The sequence below is a fragment of the Streptomyces sp. NPDC026500 genome (genome assembly GCF_055567635.1).
Window position 1 is genome coordinate 1 of record NZ_JBVHQB010000026.1, and the last position, 22,547, is coordinate 22,547.

Below are 22,547 nucleotides of genomic sequence, written 5' to 3' on the forward strand. Positions count from 1 at the left end.
CGCAAGCCCGGCGAGCGCACCAGCCGCCGGCTGCACCGCACCCATGACCAGATCGCAGGACTGCGCGCGAAAGCCAAGCGCCGGGCCTTGGACTGGCAGCACCAGACGACCACCGTCATCGCCCGCACATACGGCACCGTCGTGGTCGAAGCACTCAGCATCACGAACATGGTCAAGTCCGCCAAGGGAACGGTCGAAGAGCCGGGGAAGAACGTTGCCCAGAAATCTGGGCTGAACCGCTCCATCAGCGGCGAGGCGTGGGGCCGTACGGTCACCATGCTGGCGTACAAGACTGCCCGGTTCGGCGGCACTCTGAACAAGGTCCCGGCCCCGAACACATCCCGGCGCTGCTCAGCATGCGGTTTCATCACGCCCGGGAGCCGGGAGAGCCAGGCCGTGTTCGTGTGCAGGAACCCGGACTGCGGCTGGTCGGGCAACGCCGACCACAACGCAGCCCGGAACGTCTTGCACCTGTACCGGATGGGCCTCGCGCTCGTCCCGGCTGCCGGGAGGGCAGTCGTCAGGCGCGCGAAGCGCGTCAAGCCCGCTGCCGCGAGGTAAGCAGGAATCTCCCGGCTTCAGCCGGGAGAGCACTTCAATCGAAGAGATCACGGGCGCGGTCCGCGAGGAATCCGAGGCGGAGCCGAGGCCCGGTTCGGATCGTCCAGTTCCGCCGTTCTCGCCGATGTCCAGGTGCAGGCGCTTGGTTGGTGTCGTCGGGCCACGCGCGTCAGGGGCAGAGACCCGGTTGGGCGACGTGACGTAGGGCCGCCGCTTCGGCAGCGGGAACGAGAGCCATGTGTTCCTGGTGCCGCGACCCGCCACGTTCGGAGCAACCTGATCGACGGGGTACGGGGCCGATTGGCCGGGCCAGGCTGTGCGCGTTGATCACGGTCGTGTCAGGAGGCCGGGGTGGTCTTGTCGCATGAGTTGCTGGTCGACACCGGTGCCGACTCCTACCGGCTGGCGGCGACCGAAGCCGAGGGCCAGATCGGCTGACGGCACGCGGACGCGGGGGGCCTCTTCGCCACGACCGCGGTGGGGCAGCTCGCCGCGATCACTGCGAAGCAGGCAGGGCGTCGTCGGGAGTCGGCGGATACAGGTCCAGCACCACGTCGAGCCCCAGCAGGCCGATCTTCCTCAGCAGGCGGGCCGGGAAGACACATCCGCCCTGACCGTTCTCGCTGCCGAAGCCGAGGAACAACTCCATCTCGCAGTCGTCGGCTAGCCGCGACAGTGCCTCGTCTCGCCCCTCCAGCATCCCGACCAGCACGGCGGCGTGCTCCTCAGGCCGGCGGTCATTCCCCAGGCCGCTGCTGCGGATCCACACGCTGAAGTCGCGCTGGAAGGTGTCCGGACTGCACGGGACAGCCAAGCCGCCGTGCTCGAAGTGGTCGTCCGGGTCGATCCCGAGGACCACGGAGATGTCATCCGCCCCGATGGTCCGGCTCGTGATCCGCAGCGAACCGGCCGACCACTTCGAGTCCGGCATCGGCGGCTGCGTCGTCAGTTCTTCTGGCACGCCATCACCATGGCAGCCCACGACCAGCAGGACCAGCGACTTCTTCAGCTCGGTCCCAACGGAGCCGGGTCCTCCAGAGCCGTGCCTGTCAGGGACACAGCCCGAGGGGACCCGGGACCACAAACCTACCGACGGTTGGCCCTCCGCACCGCAGCCACATGCCGACATGACCACACGTCACCCGATCGGTCAGCTCCGAAACTCGTTGCCGATGACGCGCTTCGAATCGAAGTGCGGCGGTCGGAGTTGGCGCACGCTGCCCACACTGCGACTTGCACGACTCGTACCTGCGATGCCCGGCTGATCCTCCGCCGGAAATACGGTCTCTGGACCCAGAACCAACTGACTGTGGTCGGCGACCTCGCCAACGACCCGCTCGCGCAGTTCGATGCCGACGCGTGTCGCTCCGCTGCGGTCGGCCTCGTCATGCCCGACTTCGGTCGGATCGCCCTCTGCACGCGGGAGAGCGGGGAAGCCCTCTCCCGCTGCTGACCAGGCAGCGGCCGGTAGTTCGGAGATCGGTCCCCGGCCTCACTCGGCGCGCTGTCCGACACGGAGGACACTCAGATATCGGCGTGACGCCCGGTCGCCCATCCGCGTGCGGATGCGCTCGGCGATGGCATCGAGCAGGGGCTCACGGACGTCGTGGGCGAGCCTTAGATACAGCGACGTCGAGCGAAGGAGATCGGCGAAGCCGTCCCCGTTGAGCCATTGAACGGTTGGGTACCAGCGCACGATCGTCGGGCCGAAAAGTCCTCCGGGATCGTCGACCAGGCCCCAACCCTCGTCGGTGGTGCGCACGTCGTCCTCCAGCGGCGGATGACCCCAGTCGGGGTTCCCGGGGCAGAACCGCTCGTGGAGATCGGCGGTCTCGGCGTACACCTCGGGCTCTCCCGGCCGGCGGACAACGACGTTGCCTAGCAGCGCCGTCCACCCGCCGGGACGGAGCACGTCGTGTGCTCGCTGCCAGCCGATCGACGGGTCGACCCAGTGCCACGACGACGCAGCCACGAGAACATCGAAACGTCGACCGCGGTCGTCCCACTCCTCAAGCGTCGACGTCTCGACTTCGACGTTGCGGAAGGTGGCGATCCGCCGGCGAGCGAGTGCGGCCATCTCTGCGCCCGGCTCGATGGCGGTCACTGAGCATCCGAGCGCTGCCAGTGACCGCGTCGCCTGCCCGGTACCGCAGCCCACCTCCAGCACCGACGACGTTTCGTCGATGCCGGTGACGGCGACAAGGTCCGCGAACAGCTCGTCGGGGTACCCCGGCCGGACCCGGTCGTAGAGCTCCGGTACCTGGTTGAACACTCGTCCGAGCTCGTGTGGACTCGGGTGCGCCATCGGGTCATCAGCCACGAGCGCACAACCTATGAGGCTCGTACACGGAGACGCCACTGGATTACCACGAGTACCCGGTTTGATTGTTTTCCCGCTGCATTTTTGCAGGTCAGAGGGGGCGCTCGAAGTTCGGCGGGTGAGCGGGGTCGATTCGGGGTTGGGGATCATTTTGGTAAGCGGCAGTCTGCCCTGACTGCTTTCGCCAAGAACCACTGGTTTCCAGCAAAAGCGGTGATGTGCGGCATGGCGGTTCCCGTCCCTGTCGGCGGGGCGCCGTCGCCCCGCGTGCCGTGGTTGCAATCAGGGTCGTGAGGCTTGTATCGGCTCCGCAAGGCGGCTTCTGCCAGGCGGAAGGATTTCTGTAAAGGGGCTGGTCAGAGCCCTGTTCTGTCAGCCCCTGGTCGCCGGAGCGGAGGGCCGCGTGGCGCCGCCATTTGGTTCGCGCTTGGGGGTAGTCGGCGAGGGCGGCAGCGGGAGCGACTACTCACTGCGTGGCGTTAATCGTCCAAACATGTCCACTTAGTTTCGATTGCGAGACTCCTCTGTCGATGGGTGCTCGGTACAGCGGCAAGAGTCAGCATTGCTGCAGGTCAACTACTGATCGTTTGGGAGTCTGGGGTCCTCGGGTCGAATCCGGGTCGAATCCGCACCCTTTTAGGGTGTTGGGCGTGTCGCCGCTGGTCAGGGTGGTGTGAGGTCACGTGTTGGTTCGCCTCGCGGATGATGGCGGCTCGGCGAGCAGTCGGACCGATGAGCCGCTGAAGAGGAGCTGAGTGGCTGTGTCGGCGGCCAGGGGCAGGAAGCTCACCAGCAGATTCTTCGCTGCTGGTGGTGCACATCCTTTGTGGTCGTGTCCTGCGGAAGTGTCTTCAGGCGGGGCAACTGATGTGCGACGGTCCGGGATTGGCGGTTCCTGGCCGAGGCCGACCTGTCGAGCGTCAGAGGCCATCCAGGGGGCTCGGTAGGTGGGCTTCGTGGCCGGGGCTCCGCCGTCTCGCGCGGCGGCCGGCGCTCTCGCAACATCCGGTACACCCCGGAACTGCCATTCCTTGGCGCCGACATCAGTACAGCCTCGGTCGGCTCGCCGTCACCGACGCCGAACTGGAAATCTCGGTACCTCAACGAGTTCATGGACCTCTGCGAGGGTCCTTGAGTGGTGCTCAAGTAAGTCCTGCCCATGACTGGGCAGTTGAGGGAGTTCGCGCCTTCTGTGTCCAGGTCGACACTGGTGTCGCCGGTGGCGGTGAGGTCCCCCGCGACGGGTGACGGACGCCCCGTGCGCCCCCGGCGGACGGAGCAGTCTGAAAGCCCGCTTCAGCGGGGCGGCCCTCGCTTGGGACACCGTGGAGGCGGCTGGGCGGGGTCGGTCGACGGAACTCACCTCGCGGTACGAGGCGAACGGCGTCCTGACCGCCGCGCGTGACGCCATCGTGCTGAACCTGATCCGCGAGGGCGGCAACCGCACCGGCGAGGCGATCGTCGGCCTGGTCTTTCGTCGTACGCGGAAAGACCGCCTCGAGCGTCAACAGCGCAACCCTTCGGGTGACTTGGGAACCCGGTGGTCGACCCGGCTCGGCTCGTGTACGAGTTGTCGACGGCCCAGCAGCAGATCAGGTCCACAGCGCGGGACTCTCCCACGCTGTACGGCTCATCGTGGGGGCCGAACAGTCCGCCGTGCTCGACCCTGACGGGCGGGCGCAGCGACCGGGATCAGGTGCCATCACCGAAGCCGCCTCAGGATCTCGACGGCCTGACCGCCGCCGCCCTCGAGGAGGGAGGTCATCACACGCGCACCTGATCTCCGCGCTTCCGCAGACGAAGGTGGTGTCCTGCAGGAGATCCGGCGTGATGCGCCCGCCCGTCAGGTGCTCGGCGAGGGCGAATGCTGCTTCCGTGGCCAGGGGTTCTGCGGTGTCGGAGGTCTCGTCCCAGAACTGGAAGCCACTGTGGTGCATGGCGTCCAGGAGTTCGTCAGGGGTTGTTCGCCACCGATGGTCGGGGAGCCCGGGTTCGAACGTCAGGCGCTTCGCTGTGTCCTCGGCCCAGAGGAAGGAATCCAGGCCGTTGATGTTGACGAAGTGCGAGACCCAGCGTGTTCCCGCCGATGTCGGCAGGGCTTTCTCCTCGGTGACGCCGAGATAGCCGTTGGGCTCGATCAGCAGGGTCCGGTCGCCGACGGTGGTCATGGCGATGAACTGCCGAGCGTTGTCCGAACGACCGAGGACGGTCGACGGCCGAGTCTACTATCGCCGCCGTGCCGGTCTGGGAGGGCTCGGTCTGGCCTCTGCGGCGGGCAAGTAGGTCTGAAGGTGGCAGGTTGTGCACCAGCGTGAAGCAATACGCTTCCGCGATGTCAGGGAAGCGCTCATCGAGCCACACGTAGTTGGCAGCAGTCGCAGTCATGGCCGAGATCCTCGCTCACGCCTCTGACATCGGCCGGAGCCAAGCTGCCAAAGCTGTCCGCGGAGCGGCGCTGGCAGCAGGACCGGGCACCTGCATGACCAACGCGGTGAGGGACTGGAAGACCCCGGAACTTGCCCACAGAAGAGCGGGACTGCCTACACATCGCTGGGACCGGACAGCGTCGAACTGGACGCCGGCGGATTCTCCCCACGGGAGCCTGTCCGATTGGCAGGATCGGCGCGATAGCGTGCGTGAACGGCACCTCAGCAGCGGCACGCACTTCCTGACCGTGCGCATCGCGGCGCCGTCGGTGGCCGACGAGAACGAGACGTCGCTCACCTCGGACCTCGTCATCCCGGCGCACGCGTACACAACCGGCCTTGCCCCGTTCGTACTTACGGACCTTCTGGACGAAAGCGCTTTATCGAAGGCGGTATTTGAGACGGCGCTCGGCCGTGGCTGCGCGCAAGCCGGGCAACCAGCCCTGCATACAAGGGATTTGCAGCCCCGCATTTCTCATCTGTCCTTTCCCGCCCCATTGTGTTGAGCCTTGTGCGGCCCTACTGTTCGACTTTGCCTGAGCCTGTTTGGTACTGATCGTTCGGGCCGTATGGAGGGCCGCAGTGCGGGGTAATCGGATCAGTTCAGAAGTTACGAGGCCCGGTCGGGGGAGACGGTGGAGGGCGGTCCTCGCAACCGCCGCGACCATCGCCTTGGCCGCGGGCATGAGCGCGCCTACCGCGGCGGCGCGGGACGTCGGCGCACAGGCGCCCGCCGCCGCGCCCGCCGTCAGTCCGCGGGCGCACACGGTGAGTATCGACGGCTACTCGTTCCTCGTCGACGGCAAGCGGACCTACCTGTGGTCCGGCGAGTTCCACTACTTCCGGCTCCCGAGCCCGGACCTGTGGCGCGACATCTTCCAGAAGATGAAGGCCGCAGGCTTCAACTCCACGTCGCTGTACTTCGACTGGGGATACCACTCGCCGAAGCCGGGTGTGTACGACTTCAGCGGGGTGCGTGACGTCGACAAGCTGCTCGACATGGCCGAGCAGGCCGGGCTCTACGTCATCGCCCGCCCGGCGCCGTACATCAACGCGGAGGTCGACAGCGGGGGCCTGCCCGGCTGGCTGACCACCAAGGCGGGGAACAACCGCAGTGACGATCCGCGGTTCCTGAAGTACGCGGACGAATGGCTGACCCAGATCGACCGGATCATCGCCCGACACCAACTGACCAACGGGACCGGCTCCGTCATCGCGTACCAGGTCGAGAACGAGTACTACAACGGCTCGGCCGCCGGCCACTCCTACATGAAGCACCTGGAGGACAAGGCCCGCGCCGACGGTATCACCGTGCCGCTGACCGGCAACAACAACGGCACCTTCAACTCCGGTACCGGCGCCCTGGACGTCGACGGCCCCGACTCCTACCCGCAGGGCTTCGACTGCTCGAACCCCTCGAAGTGGAACGGCGTTCCAGACATCAGCTACGACCACCCCGCCGGCAGGCCGCTGTACTCGCCGGAGTTCCAGGGCGGCGCCTTCGACCCCTGGGGCGGGCCGGGCTACGACAAGTGCGCCCAGCTGATCAACGACCAGTTCGCCAACGTGTTCTACAAGCAGAACATAGCCGTCGGCGCCACCGCGCAGAGCTTCTACATGACCTACGGCGGCACCAACTGGGGCTGGCTGGGCATGCCGCAGAATTACACGTCCTACGACTACGGCGCCGCGATCCGCGAGAACCGCCAGCTCGACCCGAAGTACGACGAGGACAAGCTGATCGGGTACTTCACACAGTCGGTCGCACCGCTGACCAAGACCGAGACGATCAGGGCCACACCGCCCGACGACTCCGCGGTCGTGGACACCGCCCGGATGAACCCCGACACAAAGACGCAGTTCCACGTCCTGCGGCACGGCAACTCCACGTCCACCGCGGTCGACAAGACCCACATCGCGGTGGACTTCAACGCCCAGCCCTCCGCCGACACCACCTACACGTGGGACGACCCCGACTCAGCGCTGCAGTACACCGGTTCGTGGTCGCACGTGGCCGACCAGAGCTACACCGGCGGCGACTACAAGCACACCGAGTCCTTCTCCAGCAAGGCCGGTGACTCGGTCACCGTACCCTTCGACGGCACCGCGATCTGCTGGATCGGCTCGAAGACCAACAACCACGGCAATGCCGACGTCTATCTCGACGGCACCAAGGTCGCGACGGTCGACGACTCCGGCAGCGAGAACCAGGCGGTGATCTTCCAGAAGACCGGCCTGCCGGACGGAGCGCACACCCTGAAGATCGTCGTCGACGGCAGTCACAGCTCGGGCTCCACCGACGACTACGTGGCCATCGACGCCATCGACGTGCCGACGGGTACCGCCGCCGCGGAGCCGACCTACCCGGTCGTGCCCCAGCAGCCGGGCACCGCGATCACGCTCGACGGACGCGACTCACACGTGATCGTGGCCAACTACCGGCTCGGCGACTCGCAGTTGCAGTACTCGACCTCGGAGATCATGACCAGCGCGACCATCGGTGACCGGGACGTCGCCGTGCTCTACGGCGATGCGGGCAGCGACGGCGAGACCGTGCTGCGCTACGCCTCCAAGCCGACGGTGACCTCCAGCGGCGGCCCGGTCACGACAACCTGGGACGCGGCCACTGGCGACCTTCGGCTGAACTACACGCACAAGGGCCTGATCCGCGTCAGCATCACCGGCGGCGGACAGCGCCCGCTCGAACTGCTCGTCGGCGACAAGGCCACGGCCAAGACCTTCTGGCGTCAGGACACAGCGGCCGGCCCTGTCCTCGTGCGCGGCAGCCACCTGCTGCGGACGGCGACCAGCCTGCATGGCGGCCGCACCCTGGCACTCACCGGCGACAACGCCGACGACAAGAACATCGAGGTGTTCACCTCCGCCGACCACATCACCTGGAACGGTAGGACCGTCGACACCCGGGCCGGCGGCACAGGGAGCCTCACCGGGAAGATCCCGACGGCAGCCCCAGTACACCTGCCGGCACTCACCAACTGGAAGCACAGCGAGGAGTCACCCGAAGCGGCCCCCGGTTTCGACGACACCAGCTGGCAGGTGGCCGACAAGACGACCACCAACAGCGTCTCCGGCGTCAACGCGCCGCCGGTGCTCTACGCGGATGACTACGGCTTCCACACCGGCAACACGTGGTACCGCGGCCGCTTCCACGCCACCGGCAAGGAGACCGGCGTCCGCCTGGTCTCGGACTCCGGCGGGGGGGCGCAGGCGTTCTCCGCCTGGCTCAACGGCACCTTCCTGGGCAGCTCCACCACGGGCAGGGCCGACTTCACCTTCCCGGCCGATGTGCTCAAGTCCAAGGGTGACAACGTCATTTCCGTGCTCACCGTGAACATGGGTCACGAGGAGGACTACAACTCGACCAACGGCAACAAGACAGCCCGAGGACTGACGAGCGCCTCCCTCGCCGGGGCACCGCTGACCGCCGTCACCTGGCGGCTGCAGGGCGTACGCGGCGGCGAGGACCTGCAGGACACGGTGCGCGGGCCGCTCTCGACGGGCGGCCTGTACGGCGAGCGGGCCGGCTGGTCCCTGCCCGGTTACCCGGACGGCACGTGGAAGAAGACGTCCCTTCCGACGACCGACACCCGTCCCGGGGTCTCCTGGTACCGCTCCGACGTCGCCCTGGACCTGCCGCACGGCCAGGACACGTCGCTCGGGCTGACGTTCACCGACGACCCGTCACGCAAGTACCGGGCCACGATCTTCGTGAACGGCTGGCAGGTCGGCACCTACGTCAACTACCTCGGGCCGCAGCACACGTTCCCGGTGCCGAACGGGATCCTGAACCCGAACGGCCGCAACAGCATCGCCATTGCTGTATGGAACCTGGACGGCAGCACCGGCGGCCTCGGCAAGGTGTCGCTCACCAACTACGGCAGCTACGCCTCGTCCCTGCACGTCGCGCAGAACGACAGCCCCCGCTACGACGCCCACACGTACGCGATGCCGAAGCGGCCGGGGGCGGACGTCACCCTGGACGTGCCCGACACCGCCCAGTCGGGACGGGCTTTCACGGCCGAGGCGACGGTGCGGGTGCCGAAGGACAAACCGTCCGCCGCCCGGCTGACGGCCTCGCTCTCCGCGCCCGACGGCTGGGACGTGAGCGCCGCGAGCCCCGCGTCGGTCGAGCGCCTGCAACCCGGCCAGTCGGCCACCTTCACCTGGAAGGTCCAACCGCAGACGGGGAAGCTGCCGTCCGCCTCGGCACTCACCGCGACAGTCCACTACCTGCAGAACGGACGGCAGGCCACCGGCACGGACGAGCGCATCGTCGGCGCGATACCGCCTGCTCCACCGGCCGGGAAGAACGCAGTGAGCGACCTGCCGTTCTTCTCGTCCACCAACGGGTGGGGTCCGGTCGAGCGTGACACTAGCGTCGGCGAGCAGGCAGCCGGCGACGGCCGTCCGATCAGCATCGCCGGTGCGAGCTACGCCAAGGGCCTGGGCACCAACGCGGACAGCGACATCGAGCTCTATCTCGCGGGGAACTGCTCGCGGTTGACGGCCGAGGTCGGTGTGGACGACGAGACCAGCGGCGCGGGAACAGTGACGTTCTCCATGACGGCCGACGGCAAGACATTGGTGACCACGCCGACGATCCACGGCAAACAAGCTGCCGTGCCGATCGACGTGGACGTCAGTGGCGCCCAGGTGATCGACCTCAAGGTCGGCGACGGCGGCGACGGCAACGGCAGCGATCATGGTGACTGGGGGCTCCCCATGCTGACGTGTGGGTAGTGCCTGTCGCGCAAGCCCGGCTTCGACGGCGCAACAGAATCAAGCAGATCCTGAGCGCCGATCGCGGGAGGTGAGTGATCCGCGGGGGAGGTGGTTTTGGGAGTGGACACGCACCGGGATGTGCATGTGGCTGCGGTGCTCTCCGTGATGGGGACAGTCCTCGCCACCGACCAGTTCCCGGCCACCGCGGCTGGATACCGCGATCTGCCGAAGTGGGCCAGGAAGTCGGGAGCCGTGAGGCGGGCCGGAGTGGAGGGGACCGGCTCCTACGGGGCGTCCCTGTCGCGCTATCTGCTGACCCAGGACATAGACGTGTTTGACGTGAACCGGATGGACCGGGCAGATCGCCGTCGGCGCGGCAAATCGGATCCGCTCGATGCCCAGAACGCGGCGCGAGCCGTGCTGAGCGGGCGGGCCCGCGCCCGGGCCAAATCGGGCGACGGACCGGTGCAGATCGCGAGAATGTTCAAACTCACGAAGGCGTCGGCCGTCAAAGCCCGCACGCAGGCCATCAACCAGCTCAAAGCCGTCCTCATCACTGCCGACCCCGCCTTGCGGGAAGAACTGGCCGGACTGGGTAATGCCGAACTCTTCCGTACCTGCGCACGGTTCACCGACGTGAGCAGTCTCGAGGAGGTCGGCGAGGAGTCGGTGCTGCAGGCCACTCGGATCACGCTGGGTCTGCTGGTGGGGATCGGTCCGGACACGGCCGTCGCTTTGCTGATCACGGTGGGGGACAACCCGGAACGGCTGGACAGTGAGGCGTCCTTCGCCGCTCTGTGCGGGGTCAGCCCGGTCGAGCGTTCCTCGGGACGCCGGCAGTACCGTCGCCTTAACCGCGGCGGCGACCGGCAGGCCAATGCTGCACTGCATCGCATCGTGTTCACCCGTCTGCGGGTCGACCCGCGCACCCAGGACTACTACGAGCGCCGCATCAAGGAGGGCAAGGCCCGACGCGAAATCGTCCGTTGCCTCAAACGCTATGCGGCCCGAGAAGTCTTCCACCTGGTCAGATGGCTACAGCCAGGACCCCGCTCATAGGGGCTGTGTGACACCTTCGTCGTGCGGCTGGTCAGGATGGATTGGTGCTCGTGCTGGCGGCTCCGTTGTACTCGGGCTCACCGCTTTCGAGTACGCGGAGGAGCGAGGCGGTGACGACGCGGGCTGCGGGGCCGATCAGCAGCACGCGGCGAAAGAACTCCCCACGACGCACAGGGTCGTAGCCCTTCGATCTCGACATGCCGAACGCCTGGGCGGCGTCCTCGACGCTCGCGATACCACTCCAGGTGGCACGGATGCGCTCGGGGCTGAACGGTTCGTGCTGCAATTCGCTGCTCTGGCTGGGCATTCCCGTTAGCACTGCCTTTCGGGTTTGGTTGCTTCCGGGGCAGAGGGGAAGCGGGGAGACGCGGTGGACTGCCAACAATCCGAGGGATCACCGGTTTCGGTAGCTGGCCATTGACGCCTACCCTGCTCCGCTCGGCGTTGTCTCCACGTGTTCCCGATGACCTCGCACGTGGAGTGTGTGGCGATTCTTGAACCGGTCACGAAGGGTGCCTGACCTGCTGTTTTCCGGCTTCTGCCGATCCTGGTCAGAACGAGTCGACGTGTTTCCCGACGTGCACGACGTGGACTGTACCGAAGGGCCGGGCAGTGCTGTTGACCTGCTGTCCACTGGGGCGCCGTGGGAATGACGGATGGAGTGCCCCGTCTGTGCGTGGACGAGAGCGAAGTTGCCGCGACGCTCTTTTGACGCTTGTTCTGATGAAGCGTCAGGAAACGGACCCACCCTGCATGCCTCCGCCTGGAAGGCGGGAACGCGTTGGTGCGTTCGCCCGTCCGGCGGCCCTCGACCTCATCATGCTCGATCCACTCCCTGGGACTGCTGCCAGCGGGTTCTTGCCGCTGTGGTGTTCAGCGGTCGGAATAGCTGAAGTCGTCCATGGTCCAGGCGCCGACGTCGGTGATCGCAACGCGGTACAACGGCCACGGACGGCGGCCTGAGGTGGGCGTGCCCGCCGGTGTCCCGGGCCGCGCATCCGCGCGTGTCTGAGGCGTGCCGCGGGCTCGTTTCCTCTGGTGACGGGGGGTGTGGGCGTGTAGCGTCTGCGTCAGCTGTCGTGGTTCGGAGTTCCCCTTTGCCCACGCCTTTGGTGTGGGCGTTTTGCTGTGCTGTGCCGCAGGGACCAGGGCGATCACCTCCGCCTTCCACATGGAGTGGGAGGCGTTCATCGACTGGAAGGCATGGCTATGGCTACGGGAACTGTGAAGTGGTTCAACGCGGAGAAGGGCTTCGGCTTCATCGCCCAGGACGGCGGCGGCCCGGATGTCTTCGCCCACTATTCCGCGATCAACTCCTCGGGCTTCCGTGAGCTTCAGGAGGGCCAGATCGTGACGTTCGACGTCACCCAGGGCCAGAAGGGCCCGCAGGCCGAGAACATCAACCTGGCCTGACCTTCCCCACCCCCCGCCCGCGCTCGGCGTGCACGGCTGCCCCATTCGGCCGTACCGCCCGACCCGAACAACGGACGCCTGGACTTGTCCGGCGCGTCGGCGGGATCTGAGATGCACGGATCAGGGCCGCGCAGCGGCTGTGCGGCCCTGATCCGTGTGGAGAGCGGCGTACCGCGAGGATGGGGCTGGCGCGGGGCAGCGTGCCACGCATCGAAGCTCATCGCCCCGCACGGCGGGGTGCCTCCGGTTGAGCCAGTTGGGGTGTGCGGTCAGCGGGGTGGGTGTTCCCTTCCAGGTGAAGCTGGCGCAAGGTGCTTTCTGTCTCGTGCCTGAGGTGTTCGGGAGAGGCCAGACGCTGCCACAGCGGGTCGGGGCGGCAGGGGACGGTGGCGCCGCGGGCGGCCCATTCCGCGGCGAGCTGTGTGTACACGGGTGTGCCCTGGTCCGGGGCTTCTCCAGGGGTCTGGCCACGGGCGTGCGCGGGGTGCCTTCGGCGCGTTTGTTCAGGAAGACGGGCATCGGCTCTGCGTCTACCGCTGCCTGCCTGCGCGCCGTGGCTGGAGCTCATCCAATGATCATCCGTCACGTTCGTCAAAACGATCCGTCTGCCCTCTTGGACACCGTTTCTGGTGCGCTGGGACGACCTCGGCCACTGTCCTCCCTCGGCGAGGTGCGCACACCGTTGGGCCGCCCGGCCGGAAACCGGTTGGCCTGTCTGGTCGTTGGGTGTTCTGGGATGCACTCCCGCCCCGGGGTATTTCCCGAGCGCCCTCGGGGCGGGGCCCGCGCGGGCCTGGCATCTGACACGCTCCGCCCGCGCCGTCGCGCCGAGCGGGATTGCGTGGAGCGGGAAGCTGCCGGGGCGGGGCCGTGAGCGGGCGGCTGGCCGGCACGTTCTGCCGCTGCGCTCCGCCTCTGTCAAGGCGCTTGCCGCCGGTGGTTCGCTTCCTGGAGGGCGCCCTTGTGTGTCTCCGCGGCTTCGGGGGGTCGGCCCGCGCGGGCGCCGAGGTCGGCCGCCAGCAGCCTGTTGAGGGCGCTGGGGTTGGTGCTTTCGGCGTACTCGAGCAGGTGCAGGAGGGCTGTGAGCTCGCCCTGGCGGAGGTACAGGTGGGTCAGGGGGTCGGAGGCGCGGGAGACCAGTGCCCGGCGCACGCGGTTTTCGTAGGCGCGTCTGTGCAGGTCGGCGAAGCGGATCTGGGGTTCCTCGAACAGGCAGGGCTGGGCGGGAAGGTAGGGGGCCAGGCTGTCCAGCAGCGTGGGGAAGTCGTGGACCTCCTGACGGTAGGACGGCTGTTCGCTGCTGCCTGACATGGCCGGGTCGAGCCTGAAAGCGTCGACGAAGGCCGCGACGAGCCGGGGCTCGGGAAGCAGGCCGGCCCCGGGCCACCGGACACCGGACAGGTACCGGTCCTCCTTGCCGGTGGTGTAGAGACACCAGCCGGACATGGCCGCCCAGTGGAGCCCGCAGTCGCCCCCGCCATGCTGATCCGCAAATGCCTGCGTGAACGAGATGCCGGCCTCGACGTCCAGGTACTCGCCGTCCGTGTCGAGCCAGGGACCGCAACTCTGAATCCCCGTCACCGGCAGACCCGCTTCCAGGAGGCGCTCGGCGACAGCAGCGGCATAGTGGCCCGCCCGCCTCGACAGCTCAGCTGACATCTGGGGACTGGTTTCGCAAGCCACGGAACTCTCTCTCCACTGTCGGGATTGGACGGTGACGTCGCCGTAGATCCTGCCGGGCCGGATCGGCGTCCGGCGCAGCAGGCGCGCGGCAGCCCGTACCGGCACGCGTCCGCCGGGTACGGCGGCTGGTGAGGGTAGCGACCTGAACTCGGCGCGGCTCGCACCGCTCCCTGGGCTGCGCCTCGGCGGCGCCGGGGGAGCGGCCGTGTTGTTCGAGCTCGACTACCTTCTCACGGGCCATGCGGAAATCTATGTTGGCCGGAGTAGACATTGGGTGGTGGCTTGGTTATGGTTTCTCTCGTAGCCAGGAAGACAGCAGGACCCGGCAGACACGAACTGCCAGGTAGCAGTACGTAGTTGCAGAGCGCAGGACGGTGCGGTGGTGGAGTTCCGAAGCCAGGGTTGTTGCAGGACGGCGACGGGACTGACGACCGGACCGGGTGGCCCGCAGTGATCAGGGGCCACCATGGGTAGGACCGCAGGTAATGCGGTGGCAGTACCGGTAAGTGCAGTACGCAGTACCCAGCAGTGGAGTCAGTGAGCGGTACCTCGGTGAAGGCGTCGGCTGCGGGCGCGCGCATCGGGAGGTTCGGCAGTGGGGTTCCAAGCCAGAGCAGTCGCAGGACGGGCGACGGGGCTGGCTGCCGGAGAGTGGCGCTGTCACAGGCCACTGAGCAGTACGCAGTACCAGCAGTACGCAGTCCTCGTTCAGTAAGTGATGGCAAGAGGGAAAGAACGGAGGGGCCGAGCGCCATCAGGATCGCCCGGGCGTGAGTGTTGAGTCCGGGTACCGCAGGACATCGATAGTGAGGTGGTCTCCGGTCGAGCAACCGCGATCCCCGCATCCCCGACAGCATCTCGGTCGGTTCAGCGGAAACAGAAGGCCGGCGCAGTATCAGGGCCGGTAGATGGTGTAGCAGTTCCTTCGGGGCCCTGGCGGCAATAGCGCCAGGGCCCCTCCACGCGTTCCACAGAGAGGTGCAATGACAGCAGACGACTCGTACGGCCGGCTCGATGACGACGACTACCCCGCCTACACCATGGGGCGGGCCGCCGAGATGCTCGGCACCACCCAGGGCTTCCTGCGCGCCATCGGCGAAGCCCGCCTCATCACCCCGCTCCGCTCCGCGGGCGGACACCGCCGCTACTCCCGCTACCAGCTGCGCATCGCCGCTCGCGCCCGCGAACTCGTCGACCAGGGCACACCGATCGAGGCCGCCTGCCGCATCGTCATCCTCGAAGACCAGCTCGAAGAAGCACAGCGCATCAACGCCGCACACCGCCGCGCCGCCGAATCAGCGAACCCGACGGCCGCAGCCTGACGCGCTTTGGACCAGCCACTCCGTCTTCCGGTCCGGTACTCAGCTTCGGCGCGCTGGCTGTCTGCCGAACCGCCACTTCGGCTGCGACGGGATGAGGCTCGGGCCCACCGGAGTCCGGTGCTGGGGCGCTAGGCAGGATTGGCTCAGCCTGCCGTGCAGACAGCGTCGAGGCCTCGACGACCGAGGGCGTCGGCCCTTCGGAGAAGCGCCGGGTCTCCTGCTCTGGAGGAGTAGAAGGGGCGACGCTCCTCGCGGATTGCTGAGGGCTGGGTGACGCGGTGCTCTGGGGCGTCGAGGGCGGCACCTGTGGAGCGCGGGCTGTCGCGCGCTGCGTGCTGGTCTCGGCAGTGACAGGTGTCTGGGCCTGTGCGGCGGGGCCTTGTTCGGCAGCGAGTTGTTCGCGGGTGAGCTCGGCTGGCGGGGGAGGTGAGGTCGCCGCCTTCTTGGCCGCGCCACCGAGGACGCGGCCTTTGGGGCGGGACGGGGGCTTCATACGCTCGGTCATGCCGCGTTCAGCTCCTTCATCAGGCTGCCGTACTCGCTCAGCTCGGTCGGGATCTCACCGAAGGCCTCCATGTAGTGCACCCACGCGTGGATGACGGTGTCAGCGAGGGGGAACGGCTCGTCGCGGTCGGGGCCGATGCCTTCGCCCGCGGCGGGCTGAAGCAGCCTCGCCTTCGCCGTGCGGGGCAGGCTGGTGCGGTCGTCGGCCTTCACCAGCACCACGTGGGCTGTGATGTCGCGTGCGTTGCAGGTAGCTGCGCGCTCCGCTTCGTCGAAGGTGGCCACGAGCTTGCGGCGTTCGATCTTGGTGGGGGCGACGGGCACGATCAGCCGGTTCGCCTCTGTGACGGCTTCGTGGAACAGCTTGGCGCTGCCACCGCCGGCGTCGACCACGATCGCGCCGAACTCGGCTCGCTTGAGGCGGATGTACTCGGCGATGTCGTCGAACGGATACCGCTCGACCACCAGGTGCTCGGGAATCTCGAAGCCCTCGGCCTTAGCGACCTTGAACCAGTCATAGGCGGACTGGCTCGTCGCATCCGCATCCAGCAGCAGGGTCGGCAAGCCGAGGACGACGGCGTAGTACAGGGCGATGAACCACGCGGAGGTGGTCTTGCCGGTGCCGCCCTTGAGCATGCCGACGACGACTACGAACGCGTCCCATCCGTCGGCTGTGACTGCTGCAAGCGTCTGTTGACGGGTGTTCTCGTTCACGTGTGCTTGTTCTCCTGAGATTGAGGGGCGTGATGTCTCAATGCGGGCCCGTGAAGGCGCCGTTGCGGAAGGGCCACTGACGGGCGGGCCACGGGGGTGCCCGTGCCGCGGGGCTCGAAGGTGAAGGGCGCCGGCGCAGGGTGTAGTTCTGACCGGGACGGTGGGCAGCCTTGGCGCATGGCGGGACGGGGATCATGAGCGTTTCCGCGTGCCGCGAGCGGGCCCATGACGGTGTTGCGGCCGCATCCGAGTACCTGCCTGGTGCAGGAGCCGGTAGACCGTGGCAACCGAGTAGCTGCACTCCTTGGCAAGCCCCGGCACCGAGGCGCCGGCCTCGTAACGGGCCCGCAGTGACGCGGAAAGCGCCTCGCAGGCCGCCCTGTCTGCCGCCGAGCGGATGCGCAGGGTCTCCCGGGTGGTGCGGGGTGAGCCGCCGGCCTCGATCAGCAGCCGCCTCGCCGTACGTCGTGTGCCTGCTCCGGCCGCGGCCAACTCGGTGAGCGTCGCGCCATGCTGCTCATAGAGGCGGCGCAGGCGGGCTGCGAGGTTCTGGCGGGCCTGGAGATCGCGCATTCTGCGTGTCTGCCAGGAGGTGCGCATGACAGTTCCGGCCTCGTGCAGACGGTTCAGTACCGTGCCGTACGAGAGGCCGCTGACGGCGACGAGTTGGGCCACCGTGGCCCCTGACTCGTACCGCTCACGCAGATCCGAAGCCGTTGCTGCTTCGATCTCGGCACCGGCCGGTGAAGGATTTGGGTTCACGCGGCGGACTCCCATTCATGGAGGGCTTCGGCATATGCGGCCGCCAGCTCGTCGTAACTGCGCTGGTCAGCTGGGGTGATGAGGATCAGCCGGCCGGCTGTGGCGACGCGCCAGTCCGCGGCAGCGTGGCCGGTGGCCGGATCGCGGACAGACCCGGCAGCGCACTGCCAGGCAGCCGGGACCTCGTCAGGGCGGGGCGCCGGAATCAGGACCTGGCGCCCATCGCGGACGACCACAAAGGCTTTGCTGCGGTGGCCTGCGAGGCGTTCCAGCGCCCCCAGATACGCCGTGCGTTCGACAGCGTGCAGGGCCTTGCGCCGGGCTGCGACGCCCGCAGTCCCATGTAGCCGGGCCACTTCATCCCAGCCCTGTACCGACCGTGGGTCCGGGCTGGTATTGGAGTCCGCTGGAGTCTTGCCGAGGCCCTGCAGCGCTCGGGAAGTGAGGGTCCAGGTCTCACCGGAGTGGCTCACGAGCCCGTGGTCGGCCAGGCGTCGCAAGGTCCGGTAGGCGGTGGCGCGGGGAACAGAGGCCGTCCCGGTGAGCTCACTGACCGTCTGGGCGGACCGGACGTACAGTGCCCCGATGATCATGAGGGCGGCGCTGCCGAGGCCGTGGTGGGCGAAGGCGTCGTGGCCCATCAGGCGGGCGATGACCGTGGAGTCGATGTCGGCTTTCGTGGCTGTCTCAGGAGCGGGCCACTCTTCAAGTTCCAGGTCGGGGGGGAACTGAGTGGTCCGGAAACGGGACGCCGCGGCGGGAGAGAGACAGCCGTGAGCACTGCCGCCATCGAGGTACCAGGTCGAGCCCTTCCGGCCGTGGCCGATCCGCAGACGGCGCAGCCAGCCGCCAGGCTTGAGGACCAGCTCGTAGACCACCCGCAGGGTCGTGCGGGAGATGCCTGCTTCCTCCGCGGTCTGCCGCTCGCTGGCATGGTGCAAAGGGCCGCCCGCCGTTTCGGCGAAGTTCAGATGGGCTCGAAGGACCCGCAGCGCGGTCCGGCCCCTCTCACCGTGCCAGGGTGTCGTTTCGATTCGGTCGCGCAGCGAGGCGAGAACCTCGTAGGCGTGGTGGCGGGACTCCACTTTGATCGTGCTGTTGACGGCGGTCGTCGCGCTGGCCCAGACCCGGCCGATGTAGTCGAGGGCGCGGGCCTGTCCGGAGCGCAGGACGATGTGCCGGGCGTGCCGTCCGGCCTCGTGCTCGGGGTGCAGCAGCAAGGAGGCCAGCTGGCCGACGCTCCCGCCGACGCGGGCGACGTGGCAGGCAATGGCTGCCGTGATTCTGTGGCCGTGCTCGGATGCACCCTGACGGTCGCCCCGCGGGGCAACAGTTCGCCCGTCGGAGCCGAGCCTGCTGTAGCTGCCTGTCGCGTAGCGGCCGGTGAGGTCGCCAAGCAGGACGAGATCGGCCGCCGCTGAGGGTAGTAGCTGAAGCCCGAGTGAGTCATATGAGTGAGAGAGCTGTCGTTGTGGTGCTGCATGGTGGTCGTGGTGTGGCACGGTGGGGTCGTCTCGCAAAGACAGGGACGCCACCCAGGCCCGCAAAAACCACGGGTGGTGTCCGGGAACCGACCTCCAATCGGTGCCGGCGACGCCTCCGGGATTGCAGTCCTGGAGGCATTCGCATGCCTGGCTCGAGTAGAGGTAGGCGTCCCCATCACGGCTCGACCGGGTAAATCGCGATGGCAGTCAGGGGGACTACACATTGATCGACACCGCCGCCCCAGGGCCGGATCAGAGCCGGAGCAGAGGGCAATTGCCTCTGACCGGCTCCGATCGGCCCCGGTCGAATCAGAGCGTTTTCCTCTGGCTGCCTCCGATCGCCTCTGCAACCCGTCCTAGCAGGTCACAGCCGATTCAGCCCCTGTAAGCCCAGGTCAGAGAGGTGCGGCAGAATTACCAGGCGTACCCGGTTACCTTCAGCCCGGTTGGAAGAACGCGAGCATGTTCCGGCCGGCGTCCGGCGACGCGAGGATTTCCTGGACGTGCGCGGACTGCCGACCGGCGGCGCTGGTGCGTTCGAACATCTCACGTTCGTATTCTTTGACGGCGGCGGGAAAGTCGTCCGGGTGCGCGGCCAGTGCGAGGCCGAGCAGGGCGCCGTCGAGCAGAGCCATGTTGGCACCCTGCCCCACCGGCGGCATCAGGTGCGCGGCATCGCCGAGCAGCGTGACGTCTGGCGTCGAGGGCCAGGTCAGGCCGACCGGGAGAGTGGTGATCGACCGCGGCACGACCGTGTCGTCGCAGGCTGCGATCAGTGCGGTGAACCGGGAGTCCCAGCCGGTGAACAGGTCGATCAGCCGCACCCGGGCGACGGCTGGGTCGCCGAACGGGATCCCATTGGTCGCCAACCAGTCCTCGACGCTGTTGTAGAAGCCGAGGTAGATGCGTACGCGGCCGTCGCCGTTGCGCTGCGCCGACAGGGACTGTCCGTTGCCGAGCACCCAGTAGTTGCCGCGCCCGACCATCGCCGCGAGGTCGGGGTGGGTGCGGTCGATGTCGGGAATGCCGAGCTCAACGACGTTCTGGCCGGTGTGTGCTGGGCGCGCGTCGGTGAGCAGCGCGCGGACCCGGGAGTCCGCGCCGTCGGCGCCGACCAGCAGGTCGTACGTCGTACTGCTGCCGTCGGCGAAGTACAGCAGGCCATTGTCGGCGGATTCGAGCGCGTGCCCCCAGCGCACCGTGTGTTCGGGGAGAGAGGCCAGCAGCAGATCGCGCAGATCGGCACGGTCGACCTCAGGTCGCTCGAGCGGGGCGTCGTCGGGCGTTTCCTCCTGCAGCAGCAGGGTGCCGTCCGGCTCGAGAAGTCGCAGGTCCTGGCCCTCACGACGGGCAATCGCGTGGAACTGGTCGATCAGGCCGGCCTCGCGCAGCGCCCGCTGCCCGGTCCCGGAGTGCAGATCGAGCATGCCGCCCTGACCGCGCGCGCCGCGCGACGAATCCCGTTCGTACACGACGGCGTCGATGCCGTTCACGTGCAGCACTCGGGCAAGGGCCAGGCCGCCCAAGCCGGCACCAACGATGGTGATGGTCATGGCTGCCTCCGATTCACCGTATTGCCTGCTCGCGGGACATCGGCCCGGGGTGTGCGTGGGCCACCACCGGCAGGGGGGCCGAACGCGATCGCGGCATCGCTGATCGCCTCGGCGGGGAACGTGGTCAGCCGGCCCCGACCGGCTCGGCGAGGCGCGACCACCAACGCGTGCCGGCCGGCGGCGACGGGCCGCCAGGCGCCGCGCTGCGCCTCGGTGGGCGCGGCGAACGCGCTGGTGAACGACGCCCTGGTCGCCGCCGAGAACGGCGCCGGCACATCGTCGCTCACCACGCCCCCGTCCTCGCCTGTCCCAGCGACAAGTTCCGGCCCGCTGATCAGCCGGTTCACCGGCGGAGCCGGGGCGCCAGGACCGTACGTACGACCTTGGCGACATTGTTCGCGGCGGATCCGTCCTCTTCTCCGGGTTCCGGTTCCAGCACACGCTGGATCTGCAGCAGCAGTTGGTTGGTCGACCGCCAGAGCGGGACGAACATGCCGGCCACCGGCCCGACGCCCTGGATCGGGCCGTTGGACAACTCGGTGACCTTCTTGGCCATCGTGACCGTTGCCGGGTCCCGCAGGATCAAGTGAACCTCGTCGTCGACCAGCCGGATTTCCATCTTCCGTGCGGCGGCCTCCTCCGGGTTCGCGTCCGCGGTGGTCTCCGGATCGAGTTCGTCGATCTTGGCGGCGACCACGTCCGGGTCGACCCCGAGTTCGCGCAACACCTTGGCCGCCATGCTGTTCTCCGTCCGCAGCATCGCCTCGAGCAGGTGATGGCTACCGACCGGTGCGCCACCGGCCAGCGCGCTGGCGGCGGACACGGTGTCCTGGGTGGCAGACGTGCCGGCCGGCCATGGACCGGCCGCGACGTCCTGCGCTCGCTCGGACGACGCCAGCACCGCGGCACGGATCTTGCTGATCGGATTGATCCGCTCGGCAAGTACCTTCGCGCCGACGCCCTCGCCTTCCCTGACAAGGGCGAGCAGGATGTGTTCCGTACCGATGTAGGTGTGGTGCAGGTGCAGCGCCTCGCGTAGGGCGAGGTCCAGCGTCTTCTTCGCGCGCGGGGCGAAGGGGATATGACCGCTCAGCTCCTGCGTGCCGGGCTTGACCACCGCGGCAATATCGGCCTGCGCCGTCTTCTTGTCGTACCCGAGCTGGTGCAGAACTTTCGCCGCCGTGCTGTCGGGCGCGTCGAGCAGCCCCAACAGGATGTGCTCCGTGCCGATGTAGTTGTGATTGAGCAGCCTCGCCTCCTCCTGAGCCGTGACGACCACCTTGCGGGCTTCCACCGTGAACCGTTCAAATGGCATGCTTCATGGTCTCAACCATGTCAATACACTGCTATTGATAGGGTCACCATGCTGAAGGGAGGGTGTGATGGAGACACCGTCGGACTGGGAGGACCGGCTCGCGCGCTGGCAGAGCGAGTTGGAGCTGTTCGAGCAGTTGGACGAGACCCCCTGGGTCACGCTGGCCAAGGCGGAAGCCGAGACCGGCGTTTCCCGCTCGGCCCTGCGGTCCTGGTACCGCAACGGCGAGATCCAGTCCCGGCTGGTGGACGGCCCGAACGGGCCGCAGCGTCTGGTCCAGCTGGACGCGGTGATCGAGCGAGCCGCCGCATCACCGCGCATTCAACGCAGGGCGGAACGGGAAGTCGGCCTGGAAGCCCAGGTCACCCTGCTTCGGCACCGGGTTGACCAGCTGGAGCTGCGGCTGGCCGCGCTGGAGCGGAAGTGACCGGTGCGAGCGGCACCGTGCCATCGGTCCGGAACGGTGCCACCGTCGCCAGATCCGTCTGCTCATCCACGACCAGGGTGTACGTCCGGTCCAGCGGCGCCCAGTAGCGGAACGGGCCGGCACCGAGCCGTCTGCCTCTGATCTTGCGCGAGTGCCACGGCCTTCAGACCGGGGCGAACCGCATCTCTGGACCGCTCTGAGAGGGCGATCCGAGCTTTGATATCCGTTTTGGCTGGCCGCTGAGCCTGGCCACTGAGCCTG

The 22,547-nt window shown here is 67.8% G+C and carries 17 protein-coding genes and 1 pseudogene; 7 read left to right on the forward strand and 11 right to left on the reverse strand.

Features of this window, described 5'->3' with window-relative positions; translation table 11 throughout:
- Positions 1–561 (forward strand): RNA-guided endonuclease InsQ/TnpB family protein (locus ACZ4N5_RS34995; protein WP_467761063.1); only part of this gene is annotated, 561 nt, incomplete at its 5' end.
- 496 nt (positions 562–1,057) lie between these two features.
- Here the strand turns inward: ACZ4N5_RS34995 and ACZ4N5_RS35000 are convergent.
- The 4 genes and pseudogenes from ACZ4N5_RS35000 to ACZ4N5_RS35015 all read right to left on the reverse strand — a co-directional run.
- Complete coding sequence (locus ACZ4N5_RS35000; protein ID WP_467761064.1) at positions 1,058–1,522, reverse strand: DUF4279 domain-containing protein; 465 nt, start codon at positions 1,520–1,522, stop codon at positions 1,058–1,060.
- Between the two features lie 531 nt (positions 1,523–2,053).
- A complete protein-coding gene (locus ACZ4N5_RS35005; RefSeq protein WP_467761065.1) occupies positions 2,054–2,881 on the reverse strand; it encodes a class I SAM-dependent methyltransferase in 828 nt (275 codons plus the stop codon).
- 1,592 nt (positions 2,882–4,473) lie between these two features.
- On the reverse strand, positions 4,474–5,049 hold the full coding sequence (locus tag ACZ4N5_RS35010; RefSeq protein WP_467761066.1) for a DUF6461 domain-containing protein: 576 nt from the start codon (positions 5,047–5,049) through the stop codon (positions 4,474–4,476).
- 97 nt (positions 5,050–5,146) lie between these two features.
- Positions 5,147–5,266, reverse strand: a pseudogene (locus ACZ4N5_RS35015) (DUF6461 domain-containing protein); the annotation flags it as partial.
- Here ACZ4N5_RS35015 and ACZ4N5_RS35020 point away from each other — a divergent pair.
- From ACZ4N5_RS35020 to ACZ4N5_RS35030, 3 genes are all read left to right on the forward strand, one after another.
- Positions 5,265–5,813 carry a hypothetical protein gene (locus ACZ4N5_RS35020; protein ID WP_467761067.1) on the forward strand — a complete coding sequence of 183 codons (549 nt, stop codon included), beginning with the start codon at positions 5,265–5,267 and terminating at the stop codon, positions 5,811–5,813. The pseudogene ACZ4N5_RS35015 and the gene ACZ4N5_RS35020 sit on opposite strands and share 2 nt — an antisense overlap.
- Before the next feature lie 178 nt (positions 5,814–5,991).
- On the forward strand, positions 5,992–10,068 hold the full coding sequence (locus ACZ4N5_RS35025; protein WP_467761068.1) for a beta-galactosidase: 4,077 nt from the start codon (positions 5,992–5,994) through the stop codon (positions 10,066–10,068).
- 90 nt (positions 10,069–10,158) lie between these two features.
- Complete coding sequence (locus ACZ4N5_RS35030; protein WP_467761069.1) at positions 10,159–11,109, forward strand: IS110 family transposase; 951 nt, start codon at positions 10,159–10,161, stop codon at positions 11,107–11,109.
- 31 nt (positions 11,110–11,140) lie between these two features.
- On the opposite strand, the gene ACZ4N5_RS35035 is transcribed toward ACZ4N5_RS35030, so the two are convergent.
- Complete coding sequence (locus ACZ4N5_RS35035) at positions 11,141–11,416, reverse strand: hypothetical protein (RefSeq protein ID WP_467761070.1); 276 nt, start codon at positions 11,414–11,416, stop codon at positions 11,141–11,143.
- Between the two features lie 902 nt (positions 11,417–12,318).
- Between ACZ4N5_RS35035 and ACZ4N5_RS35040 the strand changes: the two genes are divergently transcribed.
- Positions 12,319–12,522 (forward strand): cold-shock protein, encoded by a 204-nt coding sequence (locus tag ACZ4N5_RS35040; RefSeq protein WP_097282459.1) that lies wholly within the window; start codon positions 12,319–12,321, stop codon positions 12,520–12,522.
- Between the two features lie 918 nt (positions 12,523–13,440).
- Here the strand turns inward: ACZ4N5_RS35040 and ACZ4N5_RS35045 are convergent.
- Positions 13,441–14,181, reverse strand: coding sequence for a DUF6292 family protein (locus ACZ4N5_RS35045; RefSeq protein WP_382314815.1), 741 nt, complete (start codon positions 14,179–14,181; stop codon positions 13,441–13,443).
- A 1,007-nt stretch (positions 14,182–15,188) separates the two neighbouring features.
- Here ACZ4N5_RS35045 and ACZ4N5_RS35050 point away from each other — a divergent pair.
- A complete protein-coding gene (locus ACZ4N5_RS35050; RefSeq protein ID WP_355589134.1) occupies positions 15,189–15,527 on the forward strand; it encodes a MerR family transcriptional regulator in 339 nt (112 codons plus the stop codon).
- 501 nt (positions 15,528–16,028) lie between these two features.
- On the opposite strand, the gene ACZ4N5_RS35055 is transcribed toward ACZ4N5_RS35050, so the two are convergent.
- The 5 genes from ACZ4N5_RS35055 to ACZ4N5_RS35075 form a co-directional block, all read right to left on the reverse strand.
- The gene (locus ACZ4N5_RS35055) at positions 16,029–16,745 is read right to left on the reverse strand and encodes a ParA family protein (protein WP_467761071.1); all 717 of its coding nucleotides are present in this window, start codon (positions 16,743–16,745) and stop codon (positions 16,029–16,031) included.
- A 192-nt stretch (positions 16,746–16,937) separates the two neighbouring features.
- The gene (locus tag ACZ4N5_RS35060; RefSeq protein WP_467761072.1) at positions 16,938–17,507 is read right to left on the reverse strand and encodes a helix-turn-helix domain-containing protein; all 570 of its coding nucleotides are present in this window, start codon (positions 17,505–17,507) and stop codon (positions 16,938–16,940) included.
- A complete protein-coding gene (locus tag ACZ4N5_RS35065; protein WP_467761073.1) occupies positions 17,504–18,727 on the reverse strand; it encodes a helix-turn-helix domain-containing protein in 1,224 nt (407 codons plus the stop codon). The genes ACZ4N5_RS35060 and ACZ4N5_RS35065 overlap by 4 nt, the downstream gene beginning before the upstream one ends.
- A gap of 701 nt (positions 18,728–19,428) precedes the next feature.
- On the reverse strand, positions 19,429–20,544 hold the full coding sequence (locus ACZ4N5_RS35070; RefSeq protein ID WP_467761074.1) for an FAD-dependent oxidoreductase: 1,116 nt from the start codon (positions 20,542–20,544) through the stop codon (positions 19,429–19,431).
- A 343-nt stretch (positions 20,545–20,887) separates the two neighbouring features.
- Positions 20,888–21,859 carry a Clp protease N-terminal domain-containing protein gene (locus tag ACZ4N5_RS35075; RefSeq protein ID WP_467761075.1) on the reverse strand — a complete coding sequence of 324 codons (972 nt, stop codon included), beginning with the start codon at positions 21,857–21,859 and terminating at the stop codon, positions 20,888–20,890.
- 67 nt (positions 21,860–21,926) lie between these two features.
- Between ACZ4N5_RS35075 and ACZ4N5_RS35080 the strand changes: the two genes are divergently transcribed.
- Complete coding sequence (locus ACZ4N5_RS35080; protein WP_467761076.1) at positions 21,927–22,286, forward strand: excisionase; 360 nt, start codon at positions 21,927–21,929, stop codon at positions 22,284–22,286.
- Positions 22,287–22,547: the final 261 nt, after the last annotated feature.

What these genes read in the sequence shown, in the direction of transcription:
- ACZ4N5_RS35010 (WP_467761066.1), bottom strand. Translation starts at nt 5,049, where the DNA reads ATGACCACCGTCGGCGACCGGACCCTGCTGATCGAGCCCAACGGCTAT.
- ACZ4N5_RS35020 (WP_467761067.1), top strand. Translation starts at nt 5,265, where the DNA reads ATGGCCGAGATCCTCGCTCACGCCTCTGACATCGGCCGGAGCCAAGCT.
- ACZ4N5_RS35025 (WP_467761068.1), top strand. Translation starts at nt 5,992, where the DNA reads ATGAGCGCGCCTACCGCGGCGGCGCGGGACGTCGGCGCACAGGCGCCC.
- ACZ4N5_RS35035 (WP_467761070.1), bottom strand. Translation starts at nt 11,416, where the DNA reads ATGCCCAGCCAGAGCAGCGAATTGCAGCACGAACCGTTCAGCCCCGAG.
- ACZ4N5_RS35040 (WP_097282459.1), top strand. Translation starts at nt 12,319, where the DNA reads ATGGCTACGGGAACTGTGAAGTGGTTCAACGCGGAGAAGGGCTTCGGC.
- ACZ4N5_RS35045 (WP_382314815.1), bottom strand. Translation starts at nt 14,181, where the DNA reads ATGTCAGCTGAGCTGTCGAGGCGGGCGGGCCACTATGCCGCTGCTGTC.
- ACZ4N5_RS35050 (WP_355589134.1), top strand. Translation starts at nt 15,189, where the DNA reads ATGACAGCAGACGACTCGTACGGCCGGCTCGATGACGACGACTACCCC.
- ACZ4N5_RS35070 (WP_467761074.1), bottom strand. Translation starts at nt 20,544, where the DNA reads ATGACCATCACCATCGTTGGTGCCGGCTTGGGCGGCCTGGCCCTTGCC.
- ACZ4N5_RS35075 (WP_467761075.1), bottom strand. Translation starts at nt 21,859, where the DNA reads ATGCCATTTGAACGGTTCACGGTGGAAGCCCGCAAGGTGGTCGTCACG.
- ACZ4N5_RS35080 (WP_467761076.1), top strand. Translation starts at nt 21,927, where the DNA reads ATGGAGACACCGTCGGACTGGGAGGACCGGCTCGCGCGCTGGCAGAGC.